Annotated in this window: 21 protein-coding genes and 1 tRNA gene; 18 read left to right on the top strand and 4 right to left on the bottom strand. The window is 63.1% G+C overall.

Annotation, left to right across the window (positions count from 1 at the left end; translation table 11 throughout):
- Positions 1-108: 108 nt before the first annotated feature.
- On the bottom strand, positions 109-612 hold the full coding sequence (pncC, locus tag AACO21_RS12560; protein ID WP_346192868.1) for a nicotinamide-nucleotide amidase: 504 nt from the start codon (positions 610-612) through the stop codon (positions 109-111).
- A gap of 311 nt (positions 613-923) precedes the next feature.
- Here pncC and AACO21_RS12555 point away from each other — a divergent pair, with 311 nt between their 5' ends.
- The 17 genes from AACO21_RS12555 to AACO21_RS12475 all read left to right on the top strand — a co-directional run bounded on the left by AACO21_RS12555 (position 924) and on the right by AACO21_RS12475 (position 19,361).
- Positions 924-1,790 (top strand): putative selenate ABC transporter substrate-binding protein, encoded by an 867-nt coding sequence (locus tag AACO21_RS12555; protein WP_346192867.1) that lies wholly within the window; start codon positions 924-926, stop codon positions 1,788-1,790.
- Positions 1,791-1,794: 4 nt separating this feature from the next.
- Positions 1,795-2,613: an ATP-binding cassette domain-containing protein gene (locus tag AACO21_RS12550; RefSeq protein ID WP_346192866.1), complete on the top strand. Its 819-nt coding sequence runs from the start codon at positions 1,795-1,797 to the stop codon at positions 2,611-2,613.
- 37 nt (positions 2,614-2,650) lie between these two features.
- Positions 2,651-3,667, top strand: a complete 1,017-nt coding sequence (locus tag AACO21_RS12545; RefSeq protein WP_346192865.1) for a methyl-accepting chemotaxis protein — start codon at positions 2,651-2,653, stop codon at positions 3,665-3,667.
- A gap of 18 nt (positions 3,668-3,685) precedes the next feature.
- The gene (locus AACO21_RS12540) at positions 3,686-5,233 is read left to right on the top strand and encodes an ABC transporter permease subunit (RefSeq protein WP_346192864.1); all 1,548 of its coding nucleotides are present in this window, start codon (positions 3,686-3,688) and stop codon (positions 5,231-5,233) included.
- Between the two features lie 32 nt (positions 5,234-5,265).
- Positions 5,266-5,619, top strand: a complete 354-nt coding sequence (locus AACO21_RS12535) for a DsrE family protein (protein WP_346192863.1) — start codon at positions 5,266-5,268, stop codon at positions 5,617-5,619.
- 53 nt (positions 5,620-5,672) lie between these two features.
- The gene (locus AACO21_RS12530) at positions 5,673-7,046 is read left to right on the top strand and encodes a DEAD/DEAH box helicase (protein ID WP_346192862.1); all 1,374 of its coding nucleotides are present in this window, start codon (positions 5,673-5,675) and stop codon (positions 7,044-7,046) included.
- A gap of 24 nt (positions 7,047-7,070) precedes the next feature.
- Positions 7,071-7,679: a lysophospholipid acyltransferase family protein gene (locus tag AACO21_RS12525; protein ID WP_346192861.1), complete on the top strand. Its 609-nt coding sequence runs from the start codon at positions 7,071-7,073 to the stop codon at positions 7,677-7,679.
- A gap of 176 nt (positions 7,680-7,855) precedes the next feature.
- Entirely contained in the window at positions 7,856-10,921 is a 3,066-nt protein-coding gene (gene fdnG / locus AACO21_RS12520) for a formate dehydrogenase-N subunit alpha (protein WP_346192860.1), read from the top strand.
- A gap of 12 nt (positions 10,922-10,933) precedes the next feature.
- The gene (gene fdxH, locus AACO21_RS12515; protein ID WP_346192859.1) at positions 10,934-11,830 is read left to right on the top strand and encodes a formate dehydrogenase subunit beta; all 897 of its coding nucleotides are present in this window, start codon (positions 10,934-10,936) and stop codon (positions 11,828-11,830) included.
- Positions 11,827-12,447 (top strand): formate dehydrogenase subunit gamma, encoded by a 621-nt coding sequence (locus AACO21_RS12510; protein WP_346192858.1) that lies wholly within the window; start codon positions 11,827-11,829, stop codon positions 12,445-12,447. Before fdxH ends, AACO21_RS12510 begins: the two co-directional genes overlap by 4 nt.
- Before the next feature lie 116 nt (positions 12,448-12,563).
- Positions 12,564-13,472, top strand: coding sequence for a formate dehydrogenase accessory protein FdhE (gene fdhE, locus AACO21_RS12505; RefSeq protein WP_346192857.1), 909 nt, complete (start codon positions 12,564-12,566; stop codon positions 13,470-13,472).
- Between the two features lie 41 nt (positions 13,473-13,513).
- The gene (gene selA / locus AACO21_RS12500) at positions 13,514-14,911 is read left to right on the top strand and encodes an L-seryl-tRNA(Sec) selenium transferase (protein ID WP_346192856.1); all 1,398 of its coding nucleotides are present in this window, start codon (positions 13,514-13,516) and stop codon (positions 14,909-14,911) included.
- 115 nt (positions 14,912-15,026) lie between these two features.
- The gene (locus AACO21_RS12495) at positions 15,027-16,373 is read left to right on the top strand and encodes an FAD-dependent oxidoreductase (protein ID WP_346192855.1); all 1,347 of its coding nucleotides are present in this window, start codon (positions 15,027-15,029) and stop codon (positions 16,371-16,373) included.
- Positions 16,374-16,442: 69 nt separating this feature from the next.
- Complete coding sequence (locus AACO21_RS12490; RefSeq protein ID WP_346192854.1) at positions 16,443-16,775, top strand: YnfA family protein; 333 nt, start codon at positions 16,443-16,445, stop codon at positions 16,773-16,775.
- A gap of 35 nt (positions 16,776-16,810) precedes the next feature.
- The gene (locus AACO21_RS12485; RefSeq protein ID WP_346192853.1) at positions 16,811-17,356 is read left to right on the top strand and encodes an NAD(P)H-dependent oxidoreductase; all 546 of its coding nucleotides are present in this window, start codon (positions 16,811-16,813) and stop codon (positions 17,354-17,356) included.
- 12 nt (positions 17,357-17,368) lie between these two features.
- Positions 17,369-19,261 carry a selenocysteine-specific translation elongation factor gene (gene selB, locus AACO21_RS12480; protein ID WP_346192852.1) on the top strand — a complete coding sequence of 631 codons (1,893 nt, stop codon included), beginning with the start codon at positions 17,369-17,371 and terminating at the stop codon, positions 19,259-19,261.
- A 6-nt stretch (positions 19,262-19,267) separates the two neighbouring features.
- Positions 19,268-19,361: transfer RNA gene (locus AACO21_RS12475), tRNA-Sec, on the top strand.
- 133 nt (positions 19,362-19,494) lie between these two features.
- Here the strand turns inward: AACO21_RS12475 and AACO21_RS12470 are convergent.
- A complete protein-coding gene (locus AACO21_RS12470; RefSeq protein ID WP_346192851.1) occupies positions 19,495-19,788 on the bottom strand; it encodes a hypothetical protein in 294 nt (97 codons plus the stop codon).
- Between the two features lie 453 nt (positions 19,789-20,241).
- Between AACO21_RS12470 and AACO21_RS12465 the strand changes: the two genes are divergently transcribed.
- On the top strand, positions 20,242-20,694 hold the full coding sequence (locus tag AACO21_RS12465) for a GIY-YIG nuclease family protein (protein ID WP_346192850.1): 453 nt from the start codon (positions 20,242-20,244) through the stop codon (positions 20,692-20,694).
- Positions 20,695-20,786: 92 nt separating this feature from the next.
- On the opposite strand, the gene AACO21_RS12460 is transcribed toward AACO21_RS12465, so the two are convergent.
- Together AACO21_RS12460 and AACO21_RS12455 are read right to left on the bottom strand one after the other, a co-directional pair.
- Positions 20,787-21,362: a hypothetical protein gene (locus AACO21_RS12460; RefSeq protein WP_346192849.1), complete on the bottom strand. Its 576-nt coding sequence runs from the start codon at positions 21,360-21,362 to the stop codon at positions 20,787-20,789.
- A 517-nt stretch (positions 21,363-21,879) separates the two neighbouring features.
- Positions 21,880-24,348 carry a phage/plasmid primase, P4 family gene (locus AACO21_RS12455; RefSeq protein WP_346192848.1) on the bottom strand — a complete coding sequence of 823 codons (2,469 nt, stop codon included), beginning with the start codon at positions 24,346-24,348 and terminating at the stop codon, positions 21,880-21,882.
- Positions 24,349-24,424: the final 76 nt, after the last annotated feature.

Genomic DNA, 24,424 nt, shown 5'->3' with positions numbered 1-24,424 from the left:
CGCGGCATCGGCCGCCGTCAAATGGGCCCTTGGGCGACGGTCGACCGTCGCCCAAGTCGTTTTTTCAGCCTCGCTGCCTGCGCCCGGCCGAGGACAAGGCCACCGTGTTCAGACGCAGATCGGCGCCAGTTCGATGCGCACCAGGAGTTCGCGCAGGGCATGCCGGACGGCCTGCCGCCGCACCGCCGCCCGATCGCCGGCAAAGTGCATCGTCTGCGCCTCGCAACCGCCCTCACGCGAAGCCCAGCCAAAACAGACCAGCCCCACCGGCTTCTCCGTCGTCCCGCCGCCCGGCCCGGCAATGCCCGTGATCGCCAGCGTCCAGTGCGCCCGGCTGTGCGCCAGCGCGCCTTGCGCCATGGCGCGGGCGGTCGGCTCGGAGACAGCCCCGTGACGGGCTAGCGTGGTTTCCGGCACGCCCAGCATCTCGGTCTTGGCGGCATTCGAATAAGTCACGAAGCCACGGTCGAACCAGGCGGAGCTGCCGGCAATCGCCGTCACCGTCTCCGCCACCCAGCCGCCCGTGCACGACTCCGCCGTCGCCAGGGATTCCCCCCGCGCCAGCAGGGCCGCGCCCAGTTCTGCGGCAAGCATTTCAAGTTCTGAATCCATCGCCGGATGCTAGCACGCGTCCATTTGGCCCTGGCACCTGCGCACGGCGGGACATTTTGTCCCACGCTAAACCGGGGCCCTCGCGCGCGGCCCTGTTCATGCGCCCCGCGAGATCGATGCAATCCCATGCCGCACAAGGCGCCACGGCCGCTCACGAAGGCCGCTACCCAAGCTGGCCCCGGCCTTGCTTATCAGGCTTTGGCTATAATGCCGCCCGCGGTCTGTGTACCGCCCTACCCTTTGGCGCCCCGGCGCTGTTTAAGCTGTCGTGACGTCCGCACGGCAGCGGTTGCTGTACTGACGGAGACAACATGAACTTTTCTGCCCTGCGCCGCCTGGCGCTCAAGGGCGCGGCCGCCTGCGCCGTCGCCTCTGCCCTGCCCGCCTTCGCTGCCGATGTCCTGCGCGTCTCGGCCATCCCGGACGAAGCCCCGACCGAACTGCAACGCAAGTTCGCCCCGCTCGGCAAATACCTCGAAGCCCAGACCGGCATGAAGGTCGTCTTTACCCCGGTCTCCGACTACGCCGCCGTGGTTGAATCGCTGGCCACCAAAAAGCTCGATATGGCCTGGCTGGGCGGCTTTACCTTCGTGCAGGCCAAGCTCCGCACCAACGGGACCGCCCTCCCCATCGTGCAGCGTGAAGAAGACGCCAAGTTCACCTCCAAGTTCATCACCGCCGATCCGAGCATCAAGTCGCTCGCCGACCTGAAAGGCAAAACCTTCGCCTTCGGCGCGCCGTCCTCCACCTCCGGCAGCCTGATGCCGCGCTTCTTCCTGCAGCAGGCCGGCCTCAATCCGGAAAAGGACTTCAAGAACGTCGCCTTCTCCGGTGCGCATGACGCCACCGTGGCCTTCGTTGCCGCCGGCAAGGCGGAAGCCGGCGTGCTCAACACCTCGGTCTGGGACAAGCTGGTGGAGGCAAAGAAAGTCGATACCGACAAGGTGCGCGTCTTCGCCACCACGCCGACCTACTTCGACTACAACTGGACGGTGCGCGGCGATCTCGATCCGGTGATCGTGAAAAAGCTGACGGATGCTTTCCTGAAACTCGATCCGAAGAACCCGGAACACGCCGAAATCATGCAACTGCAACGCGCCTCGAAGTTCATTCCGACCAAGAAGGAGAACTACGACGGCATCGAGAAGGCTGCCCACGCCGCCGGCCTCCTGAAGTAAGCGCATGAGTTTTGTGCTCGACGGCGTGGGGCTGACCCACGCCAACGGCTTCACGGCGCTGAGCGACATTTCGTTCAGCGCCGGTCAGGGCGAACGCATTGCCCTGATCGGCCCCTCCGGTGCCGGCAAGACCAGCCTGCTCTCCGTGCTCGGTACGGCACATCGCGCCAGCTGCGGCCATGTTCGCCTGCTGGAAAACGACCTCGCCCGCCCGTCGACCGCCGGACTGCGTGCGCTGCGCAGCCGCATCGGCACCGTCTATCAGGCCGCCCCCATCCCCGGCCGCCAACGTGCCGTGACCGCCGTCCTCGCCGGTCGCCTGGGTCAATGGCCGCGCTGGAAGGCCCTGCTTTCGCTGCTTTACCCGCTCGACCTGCCGGGTGCACAGGCGGCCCTGGCCCGCGTCGATCTGGCCGACAAACTGTTCAGCCGCTGCGACCAGCTCTCCGGCGGCCAATTGCAGCGCGTCGGCATTGCCCGCGTGCTCTACCAGCAGCCGGACCTGATCCTCGCCGACGAACCGGTGTCGGCCCTCGATCCCACCCTGGCCGATGCGGCCATCCGCTTGTTGGTCAGCGCAGCAAGCGAGCGCCAGGCCACCCTGGTCGCCAGCCTGCATGCGGTCGACCTCGCCCTGACCCACTTTTCCCGCATTGTCGGCGTGAAGGCCGGACGCATCGTCTTCGACCTGCCGAGCAGCGCCGTCACCCCGGCGCAATTGCAGCAGCTCTATGCCGGTGAAGACATGCACGCCGGCGCACAGGCGGACGGGACCACAGCAGAAGGCATGGCAACAGGCTCGACAAACTACTGTTGTTGTTAGAAGCTGCGTTTCTTCTGCCCACGACAACTCATGGATCATGATGCACGCTGCTCACGACACGGACGAGATTGAACGACTGCAGGCCGAACTGGCCGCCGCCCACGAAGAAATCGCCATGTATCGCGCCCTGGGCCAATGCCTGGCCCGCTTCAGCGATTCATTTGTTGAATCCCAGCGCAGCATGGCCGGCATGGCCAGCGTCATGCAGGGCGAAAGCGAGACCGCCAAGGAAGCGGCCACCGTGTCGGCCGGTGCCCGCAACACGGTGCAGGAAATCTCCGGCAAGTTGCGTCATCTCTCCGAGCAATCGACCGCCGCGCTCACCGAAGTCGATGCCCTGCACCAGCAGAGCCGCCAGATCACCGAGATCATCGAACTCATCCAGCAGATTTCGGCGCAGACCCACCTGCTGTCGATGAATGCCGCCGTCGAGGCGGCCCGCGCCGGCGAACATGGCCGCGGTTTCGCCGTGGTTGCCAAGGAAGTGCAAAGCCTCTCCGCCAAAACGGACAAGGCCACCAAGGACATCTCCCCGCTGGTCAATGCCATCCAGCAGGAAACCCGCTCGGTCAAGGCGCACATGGACCGTTTGTCCGATGAAGCGCTCTCGTTCAGCAGCCAGGGCCAAGCCATGGCCGACAGCATGGGGCGCTCGCTCGACCTGACCCGGCAGATGGAAATCGCCATCGGCGGCTCGGCCCTGCGCAGCTTCGTCGAACTGGCCAAGCTCGACCACCTGATCTTCAAGTTCGAGATTTACAAGGTATTTTTCGGGCTCACCGACAAGCGAGCCGACGACCTCGCCCATCACACCGGCTGCCGTCTGGGCAAGTGGTACTACGAAGGCGAAGGCAAGCGTCAGTACAGCCAGTTGCCCGGCTATCGCGAGATCGAGCTGCCGCACAAGGAAGTCCACGCCGCCGGCAAGGAGGCCCTGGTCCGGCTCGCCGCCGGGGACATCGGCAATGCCGTCAAGGCGGTGGCCCGCATGGAAAACGCCAGCCTGCGCGTGATCGCCGGCCTGGAAAAAATGGCCGCTTCAGGCGGCGCCTGACCGGAGTACGCTGCCACGATGCCCGTTTTGAAGGACCCGGCCGCACGCGGCCGACTGACCGGCAGCCTGGCCGTCCTCGTCATCCTCTGGCCGCTTTTTCAGGCGGCTGAAGTCCGCCCCGGCGCCCTCTTTGACCCGGGCAACCTGAAGGTCATCGGGCACTTCCTCGCGGCCTTCCTGCCGCCGGAAACTGGTGCGGATTTCCTCGGCCTGCTCGGCACGGCCACCCTGCAGACCCTGGCCATCGCCACCGCCGGCATGGCCATCGCCTGTCTGCTCGCCGTGCCCCTCGCCTACCTCGCCACCGGCGCCGGACGCGAACAGCCGACGCTCAACCCGATCACGCGCAGCCTGCTTACCGTGCTGCGCGGCGTGCCCGAACTCGTCTGGGCGCTCGTCTTCGTGCGCGTTTTCGGCCTCGGCCCGACGGCCGGCGTCCTCGCCCTCGGCCTCACTTACGGCGGCATGCTCGGCAAGGTCTATGCGGAGATTCTCGAATCGGTCGACCGCGCTCCGGCGCTGGCCCTGCGCCGCAGCGGCGCCAGCCGGCCGTTTGCCCTGCTCTACGGCCTGGTGCCGCAGGCCGCCAAGGAACTGGCGTCTTACACGGTTTACCGCTGGGAATGCGCCATCCGCGCCTCGGTCGTGATGGGCTTCGTCGGCGCCGGCGGCCTCGGCCAGCTGATGGACCAGGCCATGAAGATGCTCAATGGCGGCGAAGCGGCCAGCATCCTGCTCGCCTTCCTGGTCCTCGTCCTCGCTGCCGACGCCCTCTCCGCCCTGCTCCGGCGCGGCCTTGAGCGCCCCCCGGCGGCCCGCGCCCTGCCCTTCGGCCCGCAGAGCCTGCTGCTCGCGCTCGGCCTGCCGCTCGCCATCCTGGGCAGCCTGCGCTATCTGGAAATCGACCTCGCCGCGCTGTTGACCGTCGAGGCCGCTGAAAGCATGGGCAGCTTCTTCATCGGTTTCTTCCCGCCCGATCTCAGTCCGGACTGGCTCAGCCGCGTCGCCCGCGGCGTCTGGGAAACCCTCGCCATCTCGGTCGTCGGCACCCTGCTCGCCGCCATCGCCGGCCTGCTCCTCGCCCTGCCCCGACCGCACGCGCCCTTTGCTTTCCTGCTCAATGCCCTCCGCTCGGTGCCGGAACTGGTCTGGGCGACGATCACCGCCCTGGCCGTCGGTCTCGGCCCCTTTGCCGGCGCCCTCGCACTGGCCCTGCACACCAGCGGCGTGCTCGGCCGCCTCTACGCCGAAGCCCTCGACAACACCCCGCCCGCCCCGGCCCAGGCGCTACGGCTGGCCGGCGCCCCGGCCGGCCTCCCCTTCCTCTACGCCACCCTGCCGCTCGCCCTGCCGCAGCTGGTTGCCTACACGCTCTACCGCTGGGAAATGAACATCCGCATGGCCGCCATCCTCGGCTTCGTCGGCGCCGGCGGGCTCGGCCAGCTGCTCTACGTCGAACTCTCGCTCTTCCACTACGCCCAGGCCGCCACCGTCATCGCCGCCATGCTCCTCCTCTCGATCACCGTCGATCAGAGCAGCACCTGGTTGCGGCGGCACCTGGCCTGAGCCCTTACCCACACTCCTCCAAGGTGCCAGACATGCAAAACATCCTGATCATCATTCACGCCGCGCCCTATGGCAGCGAGCGTTGCCTCTCCGGATTGCGTCTGGCAACGGCGCTGGCGGGGAGCGACGCGAAGCCGAGCGTCAACGTGTTCCTGATGTCCGATGCCACGGTGCTCGGGCTGCCCAATCAGATCGACGGGGCCACCAATGGCCTGCAGGGAATGGTCGAGACGCTGGTCGGGTATGGCGTGGACATCCGCGCCTGCCGCACCTGCGCCCTGGCACGCGGTCTCGCAGAGTTGCCGCTGATCCCGGGCGTGCGGATCGGCACCCTGGCCGAGCTGGCCGAGAGCACGCTGGCAGCCGACAAGGTCATCACCTTCTGAGCGTCCGACGGTCGACCGGTTAAAATCCCTCTTTTTTAGCCGGATTCTCCGCCATGACCTTTGCCGCCCTGGGCCTGCATGCGCCCCTGACCGATACCCTGGCCGGGCTCGCGTACACGACGCCGACGGCTGTGCAGCAGCAGGCCATTCCCGCCATCCTGGCCGGACGCGATGTGATGGCGGCGGCGCAAACCGGCACCGGCAAGACCGCCGCCTTTGCCCTGCCGCTGCTGCAAACGCTGGCCGATGCCGAGGCCGCGCCGCTCGGCGAAAAGATGGTGCGCGCCGTCATCCTGGTCCCGACGCGCGAGCTGGCCGAGCAGGTCATGCAGAGCTGCCAGCAGTACGCCGCCGACCTCGCCCTCACCTGCTACGCCGCTTACGGCGGGGTCAATCTCGGGCCGCAGATCACCCGCCTGAAGGCCGGCGTCGATGTGCTGGTCGCCACGCCGGGGCGACTGATCGATCTGTTCACCAAAGGCGCGGTGCGCTTCCCCGCCCTGCGCGCCGTCGTCCTTGATGAAGCCGACCGCATGCTCGACCTGGGCTTTGCCGACGATCTCGGCATTCTTTTCCAGGCGCTGCCGCGCCAGCGCCAGACCCTGCTGTTCTCGGCCACCTTTTCGGACGAGATCCGCGCCCTCGGCAAGGCACGCCTGAAACAGCCGCTGATCATCGAGGCCACCCCGCGCAACACGGCGGCCAAGAGCGTCAAGCAATGGGTCGTGCCGGTGGACAAGAAACGCAAGACCGATCTCTTCCTGTTCATGCGCCGCGACCGCGGCTGGCAGCAGGTGCTCGTCTTCGCCAAGACGAAAAAAGGCTGCGACGAACTCGTCGACCGCCTGACTGCCAAGCAGATTGCCGCCGACGCGATCCACGGTGACCGCCCGCAAGCCTCGCGGCAAAAGGCGCTCGATGCCTTCAAGGTGGGCGAGATCGAGGTACTCGTGGCCACCGATGTGGCGGCCCGCGGCCTGGACATCGACACCCTGCCTCAAGTGGTCAACTTCGACCTGCCCCTGCAGGCCGAGGACTACATTCACCGCATCGGCCGCACCGGCCGGGCCGGCGCACGCGGCGAAGCGATTTCCTTCGTCTGCGCCGACGAGGCCCCGTTGCTCGCGGCCATCGAGACCCTGATCAAGCAGAAGCTGTCGCGCGACGAGGAGCCCGGCTTCGAGCCCAAGCACGCGGTTCCGCTGACCAGCGGCCCGAGCGCCAAGCCGCTCGCCAAGTCCGCCTCCAAGCCCCGGCCAGGTGCAGCAGGCCGCCCGGGACCCGGCGCCCCCAAGCGCAGCGCGCCGTCGAACTGGGTCGATGAGTTTGATGATGCCCGTCCGGCCCGTCGCGGCCCCGGCGGCAACGGCCCACGGTCAACCGCCGCGCGCGGGCCAAAACCCGCCGGCAAGCCGCGCGGCCGTTAAACCTTCCCTCCGCCTGAGCGCCCCATGTCCGTCCGTCCCTTGCAGAAAACCATCTTCGCCACACCCTGGATCAATGAACCGATGGTCCGCATTGCCCGCTGGCTGCTGCCCCGCCTGGGCTGGCAGCTGGAAGGCGCGCCGCCGGCCAGCGGACGCTATGTGCTGATCGTGGCGCCACATACCAGCAACTGGGATTTCCCGATCGGCCTGCTGGTCTGCTTCGCGATGCGTCTGGAAGCCTACTGGATGGGCAAGCACACCCTGTTTCCACCCCTCCTGGGCGGTTTCATGCGCTGGCTCGGCGGCATTCCGGTCAACCGTGCACGGGCCGGCAATCTGGTGGCCGCCACCATCGCGACCTTCAAGCAGCACGAGCGCCTGGCCATCGCCATTCCGCCGGAAGGCACGCGCTCGCAAGTCGCCCGCTGGAAAACCGGCTTCTATCACATCGCGGTTGGCGCCGAGGTGCCCATCGCACTCGGCTTCATCGACTTTGGCCGCAAGACCGCCGGCTTCAAGGGGCAGTTCGATCCCACCGGCGACATCGACACGGATCTTCCGGCCATTCAGGCGGTCTACGCCGGCATTCAGGGCAAAAACAGGGCATTCCGCCCGCTTCCCGAGCAGCGCTGAAGGCGGCCCGGGCGGGACATTTTGTCCCACCCAATCCACATCGGGACAAAATGTCTCACCGCGCTTGCGGCACGCCCAAGCCCGATTTCATTTAGTTCAATGACTTGCCTCAAATGGCACGCCAGTTGCATTGTTTCTCAATTGCGACATGGGGTCGCAATGAGGAGGAAAACTCAATGAACATGAACAGGCGGCAGTTCTTCAAGGTCTGCTCCGCCGGGCTCACGGGATCGTCCATCGTGGCGATGGGCTTCTCGCCCACCGCAGCCCTTGCGGAAGTACGTACCTTCAAGCTGGCCCGCGCCACCGAAACACGCAATATCTGCCCATATTGCTCGGTGTCCTGCGGTGTCCTTATCTATTCGACCGGTGACAAGTCCAAGAACACCCCGGGAGAAATCATTCATATCGAAGGCGATCCGGATAATCCGGTGAACCGTGGCACGCTCTGCCCGAAGGGCGCCGGCCTGCGCGACATGGTGCAAAGCGCCAATCGCCTGAAGTGGCCGGAAGTGCGCGAGCCGGGCTCGAGCGAATGGAAGAAGATTTCCTGGATGGAAGCCTTCGACCGCATCGCCAAGCACATGAAGGCTGACCGCGACGCCAATTTCATGGCCCAGAACAAGGATGGCGTCACCGTCAACCGCTGGACCAGCACCGCTTTCCTCGCATCTTCAGCAGCACCGAATGAGGCCGGCTACCTGACCGTGAAGACGATTCGCGCGTTGGGCATGACCTCGATCGATACCCAGGCGCGCATTTGACACGCTCCCACGGTGGCCAGTCTGGCTCCGAGTTTTGGGCGTGGTTCGATGACCAACCACTGGGTGGACATCAAGAACGCTGACTTGATTTTTGTGATGGGCGGCAACCCTGCCGAAGCGCACCCGTGCGGCTTCAAATGGGTGATCGAAGCCAAGAAGAACCGCAAGGCCAAGCTCGTGGTCGTCGACCCGCGCTTCAACCGTACCGCCTCGGTCTCCGATTTCTATGCGCCGATCCGTCCGGGCTCCGACATCGCCTTCCTGGGCGGCGTCATCAATTACCTGTTGTCCAACGACAAGATCCATCACGACTATGTGAAGGCGTATACCAACGCGTCCTTCCTCGTGAATGACGGCTTCACGTTCGAAGACGGCATCTTCTCGGGTTACAACGACGAAAAACGCAGCTACGACAAATCCACCTGGAGCTACCAGATGGGTACCGACGGCTTCGTCAAGGTCGATGACACCCTGCAGGACCCGCGCTGCGCCTTCCAGTTGCTGAAGAAGCACTACAGCCGGTACACGCCGGAAGTCGTCGAGCAGGTGTGCGGCACCAAGAAGGAAGCCTTCCTGAAGGTCTGTGAATACATCGCAGAAACCGCAGCCGCCAACAAGACGATGACCAACCTGTACGCGCTGGGCTGGACCGAGCACTCTGTCGGCTCCCAGAACATCCGCTGCATGGCGATCATCCAGCTGCTGCTCGGCAACATGGGCATGGCGGGTGGCGGCATCAACGCGCTGCGCGGTCACGCCAACGTTCAGGGCATCACCGATTTCGCGCTCTACGCCCAGAACCTGCCGGGTTATCTGGCCGCGCCGTCGGATGCTGAGCCGGATCTGAAAACCTTCCTCGAGAAAAAGACGCCGAAGCTCCTGCGTCCGGGCCAGATGAACTTCGGCCAGAATCTCTCGAAGTGGTATGTCAGCCTGCACAAGGCCTGGTGGGGCGATGCCGCGAACAAGGACAACGGCTTTGCCTACGACTTCATGCCGAAGCTGGCCGGGGCGTCCGATGTGCTGTCGATCTTCGACCAGATGTATCAGGGCAAGATCAACGGCTTCCTCTGCCAGGGCTTCAACCCGCTGGCTTCCGTCGCCAACAAGAAAAAAGTGGGCGATGCGCTGGCCAAGCTGAAGTGGATGGTGGTGATGGACCCGCTGGCCACCGACACCTCGGAATTCTGGAAACCGCACGGCGAGTTCAACGACGTCAAGCCGGCCGAGATCCAGACCGAAGTCTTCCGCCTGCCGACCACGCTGTTTGCCGAAACCAGCGGCAGCTTCACCAACTCCGGCCGCGTCATCCAGTGGCGCTGGAAATCGGCGGAAGGTCCGGGCGATGCCAAGGACGACACCGAGATCATGGCCTCGCTGTTCCTGAAGCTGAAGGAGATGTACGCCAAGGACGGCGGCGCCTACGCGGAGCCGATCCAGAAGCTGACCTGGTCCTATCGCATCCCGAACAAGCCGTCGCCGGAAGAACTGATGATGGAGTTCAACGGCAAGGCGCTGGCCGACGTGCTCGACCCGAAGGACCCGACCAAGGTCCTGGTCAAGGCCGGCGATCAGCTGCCGAGCTTTGCCATGCTGCGCGATGACGGTTCGACCACCTGCGGCAACTGGATCTACTGCGGGGTCTGGTCTCAGGCCGGCAACAACTCGGCGCGCCGCGACAACAGCGATCCGTCCGGCCTCGGCCAGACGCTGAACTGGGGCTTCGCCTGGCCGGTCAACCGCCGCATCCTGTACAACCGCGCTTCCTGCGATCTCTCCGGCAAGCCGTGGGATCCGAAGCGGGCTGTCATCAAGTGGCTGGGCGACAAGTGGGGCGGCAACGACGTGCCCGACATGCGTCCGGATGCCGCGCCTGACCAGAACGTCATGCCCTTCATCATGACCGGTGAAGGTGTCGGCCGTCTGTTCGCCCTCGGCCTGATGAACGAAGGTCCGTTCCCCGAGCACTACGAGCCGTTCGAAAGCCCACTCGACACCAACCCGATGCACCCGAAGAACCCGAAGGCCAAGTCGAATCCGGCCGCTCGCGTGTACAAGGGCGACATGGAGGCGTTCGGCACGGCCAAGGACTTCCCGTACGTGGCGACGACCTACCGTCTGACCGAGCATTTCCACTACTGGACCAAGCAGAGCAAGATCAACGCGATCATGCAGCCGGAACAGTTCGTGGAAATCGGCGAGGAACTGGCCAAGGAGAAAGGCATTGCCGTGGGCGACCGCGTCAAGATCCGCTCCAACCGCGGCTTCATCAAGGCGGTGGCGGTGGTGACCAAGCGCATCAAGGCACTGGATGTGGATGGCAAGAAGGTGCACACCATCGGCATTCCGATCCACTACGGTTTCAAGGGGGCGACGAAGCCGGGCTTCATCACCAACACCCTGACCCCGTTCGTGGGTGACGCCAATACGCAAACGCCGGAATACAAGGCGTTCCTCGTTAACATTGAGAAGGCATAAAGGAGCGCTGATATGGCACTGCAATCGCTAGACATCAAACAGCGCTCCGCGACCACGACGCCGTCCACGCAAGTGCGGCAGACGGTCGAGATCGCCAAGCTCATCGACGTGTCCGCCTGTATCGGCTGCAAGGCCTGCCAGGTGGCGTGTTCGGAGTGGAACGACATCCGCGACGAAGTCGGCAACTGCCATGGGGTGTATGACAACCCGATGGACCTGTCGGCCAAGTCGTGGACGGTCATGCGCTTCACCGAGGTCGAACAGAACAACAAACTCGAGTGGCTGATCCGCAAGGACGGCTGCATGCACTGTTCCGACCCGGGCTGCCTCAAGGCCTGCCCGTCGCCCGGCGCGATCATCCAGTACAGCAACGGCATTGTGGATTTCCACCAGGAAAACTGCATCGGCTGCGGCTACTGCGTGACCGGCTGCCCCTTCAACGTCCCGCGCATCTCCAAGGAAGACAGCAAGGCCTACAAGTGCACGCTGTGTTCCGACCGGGTTGCGGTCAACCAGGCCCCGGCCTGCGCCAAGGCCTGCCCGACCGGTGCGATCCAGTTCGGTTCCAAGGAGGACATGAAGGATTACGCTGCCAAGCGGGTCGATGACCTGAAGGAACGCGGCTACGACAAGGCGGGTCTGTACGATCCGGAAGGCGTCGGCGGCACGCACGTCATGTACGTGCTGCACCATGCCGATCAGCCGAATCTGTACGCCGGCCTGCCGGCCAATCCGTCGATCAGCCCGCTGGTCTCGCTGTGGAAGGGCTTCACCAAGCCGCTCGCTACCCTGGCCCTGGCCGGTGTCGCGCTCGGCAGCCTGTTCCACTACGTGACCAAGGGTCCGAACGAGGTCTCGAAGGAGATCGAGGACGAGATCGAAGCGGAAGACAAGGAGGAAGCAAAATGATCCGTGATCCGAAAGACCTCAAGCGTTACGAGCCCAAGGAACGGGCCAACCACTGGGTCGTGGGCATCAGCTTCATTCTGCTCGCGCTCTCCGGTCTGGCCTTCTTCCATCCGGCTTTCTTCCCGCTGACCCAGCTGTTCGGCGGCCCGACCTGGGCCCGCATCATCCACCCCTACCTCGGGGTGCTGATGGCGGTCTCCTTCCTCGGGCTATACATCCGCTTCAAGCATCTGAACAAGATGACCCCGGCGGACAAGGAATGGCTGGCCAAGGCGAAGAACATGGTCGATGGCAACGACCACGACATGCCGGAACAGGGCAAGTACAACGGCGGCCAGAAAGTCATGTTCTGGGCCCTCGCCGTGTGCATGTTGCTGATGACGGTCTCCGGCCTGCTCATCTGGCGCGCCTGGTTCGGCTTCGACATCACGCTCGTCCGCATGGGCGCCGTGATTCATGCCGCCGCCGGTGCCGTCATGATCGCCCTGATCATGGTGCACGTGTATGCCGCCATCTGGGTCAAGGGCACCATCCGCGCCATGTGGTACGGCACGGTCACCCGCGCCTGGGCCAAGCAGCATCACCGTGGCTGGTATCGCCAGGTCACGGGCAAGTAAGTCTCACCACCGGACGGGCACGGCGTCCCGCCTGTCCGGTTTCTGTTTTACCTTGCGTTGTTTAGGGGGCTCTGCGACGATCCGTCGTCGTATCCCCCGTTTTTTTTTGAAGCGCCATGCAGACACAACCGATCGATTTCCATCCGCCGGCCGAAGAAGCCGCCCCGATTCTGCTGCCGGTCACGACGACCCTGTTCGCCGACCGTGCCGACCGCTTCGCCAGCCTGGCCAGCGGACACGCCCTGGCCGACTGGCTCAATTTCCTCGGCGCCCTCAGCCGGGCCCAGCACGATGCCCTGAAAGCCCTGCCCGCCCTGCCGCTGCCCGATGCCACCGCGCTGGCACAGGCGCGCCAGCATGGCATGCCGCCGCTCGATCTCGGCAAGCGTCCGGCCGCCTGGCGCGACAGCCTGCGGCAAATTGCGCGCAGCGCTCAGCCCCTCGCCCCGGAAACCATCCAGGCCGACCTGCAGCGCCTGATCGAGGCCGACGATGCCGAGCTCGACCGTTTGGCCGATGCCCTGATGCAGGGCAATATCGCGCCGGGTGACGCCTTGCGCATTCCCTTTGTGGCCGCCGCCCTGCAAGTGGTCTTCACCGATCTGGCCAGCCGCTTCGACGCCAGCCAGCTCGTCAAATTCGAGCAGCACAATGTCTGCCCCTGCTGCGGCAGCCCCGCCGTCGCCAGCGTCGTCCGCCTCGGCGCGGCGATCAACAACCTGCGCTATCTGCATTGCAGCGTTTGCAACACCGAATGGAACGTGCCGCGTGCCGTCTGTACCAGCTGCGGCACCGACAAGGATGTCGCGCAGCAGGAAATCGACGGCAAACAAGGTGCCGCCCGGGCCGAAACCTGCGACAGCTGCAAGAGCTATCTCAAGATCGTCTACCAGGAGAAAGACCCGCGCGTCGATCCGGTGGCCGATGACCTGGCCAGCCTCGCCCTCGACCTGCTGGTCGACGAAGCCGGTTATGAACGCGCCGGCCCCAATCTTTTCCTGATCCACGCCCCCGAAGCCGTCTAACCCGGCTTCGCCTTTTTCTCTGCCCGGTCCGGGTGAGTGCCATGAACGAAAATCAACGCCTTCCTGCGGTCGACCGCGTCCTGCAACAACTTTCCGACCTGATCGACCGGCATGGCCGCCAGCTCGTCACCGGCTGCATCCGGGCCGAACTGGCCGCCGCCCGCGAGGGGCTCAAGCACGGCCTGCCGCTACCCGATGAAACGACCCTGCACAGTGCCATCCGGCGCCGTGCCGACGCCGCCGGCCGCGCCAACCTGCGCCCGGTGTTCAATCTGACCGGCACCGTGCTGCATACGAACCTTGGCCGGGCCCTGCTCGCCGAAGAGGCCATCGACCTCATGGTCGAGGCAGCCCGCGCCCCCTGCGCGCTGGAATACGACCTCGCCACCGGCGGCCGGGGCGACCGCGACGACCTGGTGTCTGGCCTGCTCGCCGAGCTGATCGCCGGCGGCGACCCGAACATCGCGGCCACCATCGTCAACAACAATGCCGCCGCCGTACTGCTGACGCTGAACGCGCTGGCTCAGGGCAAGGAAGCGGTCGTCTCGCGCGGCGAACTGGTCGAGATCGGCGGCGCCTTCCGCGTGCCGGACGTGATGCGCCGGGCCCAGGTCAAACTCGTCGAGATCGGCACCACGAATCGCACGCACGACAAGGATTACGCCGAGGCCATCGGACCGAAAACCGCACTGCTCATGAAGGTGCACACCAGCAACTACGCCGTCGTCGGTTTCACCAAGGTGGTCGACGAAAAGGCCATTGCCGACATCGCCCACGCTGCCGGCCTGCCGTTCGTGATCGACCTGGGCAGCGGCACGCTGACCGACTTCGCCGCCCTCGGTCTGCCCGCAGAACCGACGCCGCAACAGGCGCTGGCCGCCGGGGCGGACATCGTCACCTTCTCCGGCGACAAGCTGCTCGGCGGCCCGCAGGCCGGGCTGATCGTCGGGCGCAAGGATCTGATCGCCAAGATCAAGAAGAACCCCTTGAAGCGCGCCCTGCGTGTCGGCAAGACCACGCTGGCCGCGCTGGAAGCCACGCTGCGTCTGTATCGCGATCCGGACCGCCTGTGCGAACGTCTGCCGACGCTGCGCCTGCTGACCCGCCCGGTGGCTGCCATCCAGGCCCTCGGTGAGCGTCTGCAAGCCCCGGTCCAGGCCGCGCTCGGCCCACTCGCCACGGTCAGCATCGAAACCTGCAGCAGCCAGATCGGCAGCGGCGCCTTGCCCGTCGAGCGCCTGCCGTCAGCGGCGCTGGTCATCCGGCCGACGGCGAAAAAGCCGGGTAAAACGCTGTTGACCGTCGAGCAGGCCTTCCGCGCCCTGCCGCAAGGCATCATCGGCTATATCCGCGACGATGCGTATCATCTCGACCTGCGCTGTCTGGAAGACAAGGACGAAGCCCGCTTCGTCGCACAACTCGCGCACCTGAAATTCTGAGTTCGGCCTCGCACGGCGGTCTGCGTACCGCCTGCCGTCCTCGCCCCGCCCCTTCGGGCACCCGTAAATCCGGACAACTCCGTGTCCGGGTGGTTTTGTTGAATGGAGACCTTGCATGACCCTCAATCGCCGCCAGTTCCTCGCGGCGGGTGCCGCGCTGGGCACCACTGCCGCCCTCGCCCAGCCGACCAGCCCGCTGCCCTTCCTGATCAACCTGCAATCCAGCCCCCTGCTGCCCAAGGCCAGCGGTGCCCAAAGCGGCAAGCGCGTCGTCATCTGCGGCGGTGGCTGGGGCGGCGTCACGGCCGCCAAATACCTGCGCAAGCTGGACCCGAGCCTCGATGTCGTGCTGCTCGAACGCAACCCGGTTTTCTTCTCCTGCCCGATGAGCAACAAGTGGCTGGTCGATGTGGTCGATGCCCAGTTCCTGACCCACAGCTATCTGCCGGTCGCCCAGAAATACGGCTACACCTTCATCCAGACCGAAGTCACCGCCTTCGAACGCGATCAGAAACGCGTCATCACCGCACAAGGCTGGATCGACTACGACTACCTGATCATCGGCGCCGGCATCCGTTATGGTTACGAGGCCTGGTTCGGCAATGACCGCAAGGCGGCCGACTACACCAAGGCCATGTTCCCGGCCGCCTACATCCCGAATGCCGAGCATTTCCGCCTGAAGCAAAGCATCCAGAACTTCACCGGCGGCGATCTGGTCATGACCCTGCCGCCCCCGCCGCACCGCTGCCCGCCCTCGCCGTACGAGCGCGCCTGCCTGATCGCCGGCCTGTTCAAGCAGCGCAAGATCAAGGGCAAGGTCATCATCCTCGACCCGAAGGACAGCCCGCGTCCGATCACTGGCGGCTTCCAGGAAGCCTTCGAGAATCTCTACAAGGACCAGATCGTCTACGTGCCCAAGGCCGTGATCAAGGAAGTCGATCCCTTCAACAAGCAGATCAAGACCTCGGCCGGCGATTTCAAGTTCGACCACTCGATCCTGATGGCCCCGCACCAGGCCGGCGACATGGCCTGGAAAGCCGGTGTCATCGGCAAGAATGCCGAGGGCAAGAACACCGGCTGGGCCGATGTCGATCCCTTCTTCCTGAACGTGAAGAACGACCCGGATGTGTATGTGATCGGTGATGCCGTCGGTGCCGTCTCGCCGCAGTTCAACTTCTATCCGAAGGCCGGTCACGTCGCCAACGCGCACGCCCGCATCGTCGCCAAATACATCGTCGAGCGCGTCAAGGGCCGCACGCCGAAGTACGACCTGCCGGACAACCTCTGTTTCATGATGGTCAACACCGAGCCGCGCGAAGATGTCGCCGTGCGCTTCAAGTACTGGGTCAATGAAAAGGGCGTCATCATTCAGGATCAGGACGACGACAACCTGCGCCGAGATGAGCTGGTGACCGAAGACTTCCAGTGGTACGGCCGCATGGTCGAGGACATGTTCGGCTGAGCTTTGCCGCTGGCCAAAACACGGCACGGCGGGGCGCCCAGCCCCGCCTTTTTTGGATGGGAGTCCGGTTTGGAATTGCTGCGTTACACCCTGCTGTTTGCCTTGACGGCCGTTGCCGAAATCGTCGGCTGCTACCTGCCCTGGCTCGTGCTCAAGCAGGACAAACCGGCCTGGTTGCTGCTGCCGGCCGCCGCCTCGCTGGGGCTGTTTGCCTGGCTGCTGACCCTGCACCCGACAGCAGCCGGACGGACCTACGCCGCGTACGGCGGCATGTACATCGCGGTCGCGCTCGCCTGGCTGCATTACGTCGACGGCCTGCCGCTCACCCGCTGGGATCTGGCCGGGGCGGGCCTTGCCCTGACCGGGATGGCCATCATCGCCCTGCAACCCGCCCAAGCCTGATACCGTATCGCTTTTATCTGCTCACGTCGTTCATCATGTCCCGCTTTCTCTTTCTCAACGCCTCGACCCGCGAACCCGGCCACATCGGCAACAGCGAAACCCTGGCCCGCCACGCCGCCGCCGCTCTGCCCGCCGACACCGCACAGACCTGGATCAAGCTGGCTGAACGCAACCTGCCGCCCTTCGTCGATCTGCGCCACACCGCCGGCAGCTACCCGATGCCCGAGGGCGACCTGAAAGCCCTGCTCGACGCCACGCTGGCCGCCACCGACCTGGTCTTCGTCTCGCCGGTGTACTGGTTCTCCATCCCCTCACCGGCCAAGACCTATCTCGATCACTGGAGCGCCTGGCTGCGCATTCCCGGCGTCAACTTCAAGGAGAAGATGGCCGGCAAGCGCCTCTGGGTCATCGCTACCAGCGGCAACCGCGAGCGCGCCCAGCCGATGTTCGACAGCTACCGCCTGTGCGCCGAATTCCTCGGCATGCAGGCCATGCCCCCGCTCTGGGGCAAAGGTGGCGCACCAGATGCGGTGCTGGATGACGCCGAGGCGCTGGCCACGGCACGCACCCTGTTTGCCTGAGCGACAACGCGCATGATCATCGGCACCGCCGGTCACATCGACCATGGCAAAACCACGCTGGTCAAAGCCCTGACCGGCGTCGATTGCGACCGTCTGAAAGAGGAGAAGGCGCGGGGCATCACGGTCGACCTCGGTTACGCCTATACCCCCCTGCCCTCGGGCCGGATGCTCGGTTTCGTCGATGTGCCCGGGCATGAAAAGCTGATCCACAACATGCTGGCCGGTGCCACCGGCATCGATTTCGCCCTGCTCGTCGTGGCGGCCGATGACGGCCCCATGCCGCAGACGCGCGAGCACCTCGACATCATCGAACTGCTCGGCATCCGGCGCGGCGCCGTCGCCCTGACAAAATGCGACCTGGTGACGGTCGACCGTCTGGAACAGGCCAAAACCGAGCTGGCCGACCTGCTCGCCGGCACCGCCCTCGCCCAGGCCCCCATTTTTCCGGTGGCGGCCACGGCAGGCACAGGCGTGGCCGCACTGCGCGCCCATCTCGAACAGCGCGCCGATGCACTCGGCGAACGCCAGGCCAGCGGCGGTTTCCGTCTGGCCATCGACCGTTGCTTCACGCTCAGCGGCGCCGGCACGGTGGTCACCGGCACCGCCTTTTCGGGCATCGTTCAGGCCGGTGACAACCTGCATCTGTCCCCGCTCGACCGCAGCGTCCGCGTACGCAGTCTGCGCGTGCAGGATCGCCCGGCCGAACGCGGCCAGGCTGGCGAACGCATTGCGCTCGCCTTGTCCGGCGTCGAAAAGGCCGAGGTCGAGCGCGGCATGTGGCTGCTCGCCCCCGACCTCCACGCCCCGCTGACCCGCTTCGACGCTCGCCTGCGCGTCCTGCCCGGACAGGCGCCGCTCAAACACTGGACGCAGGTTCACCTGCATCTCGGCGCCGAAGACGTCCCGGCCCGCATCGCGCTGCTGGCCGGCGAGGAGATTCCGCCCGGCGGCGAAAACTGGGCCCAAATCACGGTCGACCGTCCGATTGGCGCCCTGGCCGGTGACCGCTTCATCCTGCGCGACGCTTCGGCCCGCCACACGCTGGGCGGCGGCACCGTGCTCGACATCGCCCCGCCAACGCGCAAGAAACGCAGCCCGGAACGCCTCGCCCTGCTCGCCGCCCTGGCCGCCCCGGACCCCGCGACGGCCCTCCAGCTGGCTGCCGAGCAGCAGACGGCGGGCGTTGCCCTGACGCCCTACGCCCGCAACCGCAATCTGGATGGCGCGGCACTGACACGGCTCTGCACCCAGCTGAATCTGATTGTCGTCGGCGACACCGCCTTTGCACCGGCGATCTGGCAAGCCCTGACCGACACGCTACTGGCAGCGCTGGCGGCCGAACACGAACGCGCCCCGGACATGCCCGGCGTCGAACGCGACCGCCTGCGCCGCCTGACCCTGCCCACGCTGGCCCGCCCTGCCTTCGACGCCCTGCTCGGGCCGCTGCTGGCTGACGGTCGCATCGCCCAGACCCACGCCTGGCTGCACCTGCCCGAACACCGTGTTCAGCTGGCCGCCGGCGACCGCGATCTGTGGGCCACGCTGCGTCCCCTGCTCGATGCCGCCCCCTATGGTCCGCCGCGCGTACGCGACATCGCCAAGGCCACGGGCGTGCCGGAAGACACCGTGCGCGCGCTCTTCAAGCGCGTGGCCCGCTTTGGCGAGGCTTATCCGGTCGCCCACGATCACTACTTCACCGCCGAGGCGGTGGCCGACCTGGCACGGCGCGTCGCCACACTCAACGCCCGCGACGGCCATGCCCGCGCCGCGCCGCTGCGCGACGAGATCGGCGGCGGCCGCAAAGTCGCCATCCACATCCTCGAATTCTTCGACCGCATCGGGTACACTCGCCGCGTACGCGACACACACGTGCTCCGCGGCAGTCCCGAGCAATTCGGGTCTTGAACAAACGGAAGAGATCGTTCCCCGGTGGGACGGCCGGTCTTCAAAACCGGCAGGACCTGTCAGACAGGTTTGGGTAGGTTCGACCGAATACTCTGTGCCGCAAGGCTTTCCAGCACTTCTCAGCCACTCAGATGTAGCCAAAATCTAGCGCTGTCCTAGCAAAATCAATGTAAAAAAGGACAGGAGAAGGACAGTCCTTACCTCTGTCAGCCTACTGTAGGCAGCGCGTCAATTCACACGCCACAGGTCAGCGCGGTTTCAACGTGTGCATCCGCCCAACACCAGAAAGCATACTCGCGCTCTGTAGCCGTTAGCGTAGGGCTCACCGCCCCCCAGGCATCACTTACCCCCTCCGCCGTTTCCTCTGTAGCACTCAGGGCCTTGTGGGCAAAGCCTACACAGATCATTTCAACGGGTGTCAGTCGGTTTGCAAGCCGCTCAGCTAGTTGTTCGTAGCCCTCTTCCGTGCAGTTACGCAGCACATCGCCCAAGCCCTCAAGGGGGCGGTCAAAGTTGATCGGGTGCATGGTTTCGTCCTTTCGTTATTGAGTATCGAGACGAACAGACTACATAAATTTACGGTTCAAAACAATTAATTTATCGTTTAAATTCATGTACTTACATGTCAGCATGTTTGTTTTTATTGCTCAAAGCATTATCCCAATGAACTATTCGGCGCATAATTCGTCAACGAACCCAGCACAACTACAGCACGCAGCAGAATGACATTCAATTTATTCCTGATGGCCCTTGGGATTCTCGTCTCGATTGCTACGCTGGTTTGGCTCGCACGCTAGCCCCCTCCCCCCGGTGGGACCAAGGGGGGGCCACCCCCGCACCCGGTCCTAATGTATGCCTCACACCGCAAGGGTAAAAAATCAGCTATCCTTAACATGTCAAAAGCATTGAAATAGCAAAGCAAAAAGAATCAGCATGGCGCCTAATCGAACGCACAACGAACAATCTAGATGGAGAGCTAAATGAGCGTGAGGGGATGGGTTTACGTGATCACGAACCGCGCCATGCCTAACTTGGTAAAAGTTGGTTTCTCTACCAAAGACCCCGTATTGCGCGCGAGGGAGTTCGATGGTGCTGCTTTGCCATATCCCTACGAAGTTGCTTACGACGCTCTGGTGATAGACCCCTACCAGGTCGAACAAGGCGTCCATAAAAGACTGAACTTATATCGCGAGAATAAGGAGTGGTTTTGTTGTTCGATCTCTACCGCAGTGAGTGCGATACGAGACGAAACCGGGAGCGCCCAAATTGTTGAGCAGTTTCACGCGGAGTTTGAAAGAGAAATTCCACCAGTAACGGGGGTTCGCAATGAAATTTTCTGTCCATCTTGTGGCACGGAAAACATGGCCCATTGGTATGCGTGTCGCGTCTGCAAAACCCGATTTCGCGAACCTGAACCATGGGAAATTGGTTGAGCGCCCCGACATTTAACCTCTACTTGGCATTTCGCACACACTTGTCCGGCGCGAACAAAGCCGGGATGTTCCCCCGGCCTTAGCCTCTACTACTATGCGATACAGTAATCGGCCAGTTCATCACCGATCAAAGTAATCAACTTGTGCGCACGCTGGCGAACGGGAGCAATCAAGGCTATCTGACTTGCTGCGTTACGTGCGTTCAGCTTTTTACCTTCCAGAATATTGAAGACTACATCGGCCTCTTCTGCCCACTGACGGCAGTGCAATTCGATGTAGTGAGCCAATGACGGGTCCCCTACACGCTTAGCTACATTACGCGCATACGGGATAAGGCGATAACCCATCTGGTAAGCAACACTGCCCAAAATGCGTGCGGGGTACTCGTCCAAAGCAGCAAAAGACAGGCGCGCATAACAAACCTCGTCCTCTTCAGATTCAATCTGTGTCTGCTCTAAGTCGAACATACGGTCATGCCACTCCCAACGATTGGAGGTCACTGAATACAACTGGCGCAGGTAGTAACGGTAATCGGGCAAATCTACACGCTCTAACTCTTTCGAGCGTACTGTCTCCCAATCGCACAATCCCTCTTCGAGGCGAACCGTTGGCAGCAAGCGCACCTGCGTGCGGGGAAGATTCAGCGACTTCAGAAAATTGTGCTTCATTGCATTGCTCCTCACAGGGGGTAGGTCGATTTAATCCAGACGCGGGTGTTACGGTCAGCCCGCTTCCAGCTTCGGCGGGACTCGTAGCCAAGTTGGCGTAATGCCTGGGCAACCTTCACATGGTTAGCTGCCGGGCGATATTTCCCTTTCAGGTGAGGCAACAGCACAGCAAGGCTCAAGCGTTCCACCTGAGCAGGTGGCAGAGTTACCAGCACAGTGCGAATTTGATCGACAAGGGGGACATACCCCGCAGCCGTGTCTGCTTGGGTACGCGCCTGCACTGCGTCTGCTCTGGCTTTGGCTCTCATTAAGTTCTGTGCGTACTGCACAGCGAAGCTATTTTTTTCCATTGGTGGCAGCTTTCAAGTTAAGGATGTGGTCCGGCACAGAGGGTGGGTCGTAAAAACAGGGCAGGTAGGGCGGGTTTTTTGCCTTTTTGACTAAATCGCTCCATGAGAATGATTTATAGAGAATTACCCCAAATCACCTCAAAACCTGCCCTACCTGCCCTGTGCGATTAGCCACTAGCGGGAACGAGATGGAGCCCCATGTAGTAACGCTTACCGTTACTCCGAGCCTCTGAAAATCCACGTTCTTTCATCTTGCGTGTGAGGCTCGCCTTAGACCCCGCACGGGTGCCACCTGCCTCATGCCAGTTACGATATGCAGCAAACAGAGCGGATTGCTCAGTCCGATCGTCGTTACCCAGCGCAGTGCGATCCTCTAGAAACTCACCGAGAAGGTCCGAGTCCTTACGGTAGGTAGCCGTATCTGCACGCACCGTGCGTGATGGCTTAAGCCCGCGTTTCTGCCAATCAAGGCAACCCCGAACCATCCAGGCCAAAATGCCATCACGCTCCGCAAGCAACTTTTGCTCAAGGTAGGGGTCACGCTCATGCTCAGCGAACTTCCGGGAGAATGGGATAAGCATGAGCCGCCGCCAAATGCCATCGTCCTCACCCGTGATGATCGGTTTATGGTTCGTACGCAACCAAGGCTTAGCCGTGGGCCAGAAGTCGAAGTATTCCTTATGCAGGAAACGCGCTGAAATCAATTCACGTCCGGCGATCTGCTTCACTATCTGCTCATCCAGGCGGTCACCGCTCTGGGTTTCATTGATACCGAGCATTCGCGCACCGCACAGGCGAGCCAGATCATTACGTGCGCCTGTGTCATTCGCTGATCGAACCGTAAGCAGTGACGAGGGGGCGGCCTGTGCGTAGTCAGCCATGATTGTCATCAGCACATTGGCAAATACAGACTTACCGTTTGCCCCATAACCGTGGCAAATGAACAGCACTTCCTCAGTTACAACGCCTGAGAGTGAATAACCGCAGGCGCGCTGCAGGAATGCAACGGTTTCACCGTCACCGCTGAAAATCTGATCGAGGAAAGCCAGCCAAGCAGGGCATTCAGCATCTGCACTGTATTCGGCAGCCGCTTGCCGTGTGATGAGCATTGCTGGATCAGCTTGAAGCAGTTCCCCCGTCTTGAGGTTTGCCACCCCATTACGCACCCCAAGCAACCAAGGGTCACTATCCAATGCGGACATAGTGGCAACAGTCATTCCTTCCTCTGACTTTGCCATTTCAACCATCGCCAACATGCGCGGCAGGTTCTGAAGTTTTTTTGCGAATGAGAGCAAGGCACCATGCTTACCTTGATCTGCTGCAAACAGCTTAGCCGCTCGTTCCAGAATGGCATCTGCCACGCGCTTGGCAAAACGCATTTCTTCGCCAGCCTCACAGAACACCCAGCGCAGGCCGTCAAAGTGCATCCACAACCCACGGGGGCGGCAGTATTTCAGCTTGCCCTTTGCCGCACGCGCGTAATAGCGCCCCGCCAGAACATCACCAGGAGTTGTATCGCTCAGCAACTCCCCGCAGGTATCCGCTTGCACCGCCTCTGCCTGGGCAACAGCCGCCCCCCTGCGTGCAAGGTACTTGTCCATTTGCTTAGGCAGGGCGTATTGCAAAATCTTACGGCTACGGTCCTCTTGGTCATCGTCATTAAGGAACATGGCCCCACGCTGGTATGCAGCCCAAACGGTTGAGGCCAAGCGTCCCTCAGGCACGCCCAAGCGGGCAGCTTCCCAGATAGCCTGATTACAGAACTCGGAATCCGCCAGAGTGCGGTCGCCTTGATACATCGGAGCGCGCACACCTTCCATGCGGTCAGCACCCTGCCCAACAAACGCAGGCTTATCACCTGCCAATCCGGGGGCGGCTACGTCCAGACAGGAGCCATCCCAAAGGTCCGCGTGCTTACGTGCCATTACTTCGCAGAGTGCCACCACCTCACTCTGCACAGCATCACCGGACTCAACTGCGCGCACCGGACCATGAGAGCGCAAAGCGGGAGAGCCAGCCATCTGGTAGGCATTTTCCAGCCGCCCCAAAAAATCGCTTTGACGGATAGGAAATGCCCCACGCAACAAGCGAACCGGCTTCGGGGCATCAGGCTTTTTCCAGTTACGCGTACCAGGAACACGCAGGACACTAGCAATATCATCCGTGCGAGAGTCATCCGCGGCCAACTTATGATGGTGCGTAAGCACCTTGAGTTTGGAGGCATAGCCCTTCCACTCAGTAGCAGGCACAGGAGCCTCCAACGCCCAATAGACATGCAACCCTGCCCCACTGGATACAACGTGTGTAGGCGCAGGCAAGCCCGCAGACTTACAGAACACGGTCAGCGCCGCACCAGCCTCTTTCTGATTTGCGTAAGGCTTTCCCGGTCCACAGTCCAGATCGAGCCAGAAGCTACGCGCTTCGACTGCGTTTTCACCTTTGCGGCTGTCTGCATTGGCAAACTGGGCGCAGGCAAAGTAGGCATCTTTCCCCGATGCATCTGCGGAAAAGGCACGCGCCACAGCCTCATCCACCCGCGCAACCGGAACATTCGAAAAACCGTGCGGACCTTTGACCCCCATAAATTTCTGGTAGCTACCGTCACCACACACAGCGTGAAGAAATTTAGCAGCCATGTATTGACCCAGTAAAAACCTGCTCAGGTGTTAACCTTGAAGGAGTGACCCGAGATGAGCATGGTGATGGAAGAAG

Source organism: Dechloromonas sp. ZS-1, from assembly GCF_039649255.1.
Taxonomy (GTDB): domain Bacteria; phylum Pseudomonadota; class Gammaproteobacteria; order Burkholderiales; family Rhodocyclaceae; genus Azonexus.
This window is presented reverse-complemented; position numbering and strand designations above follow the sequence as displayed.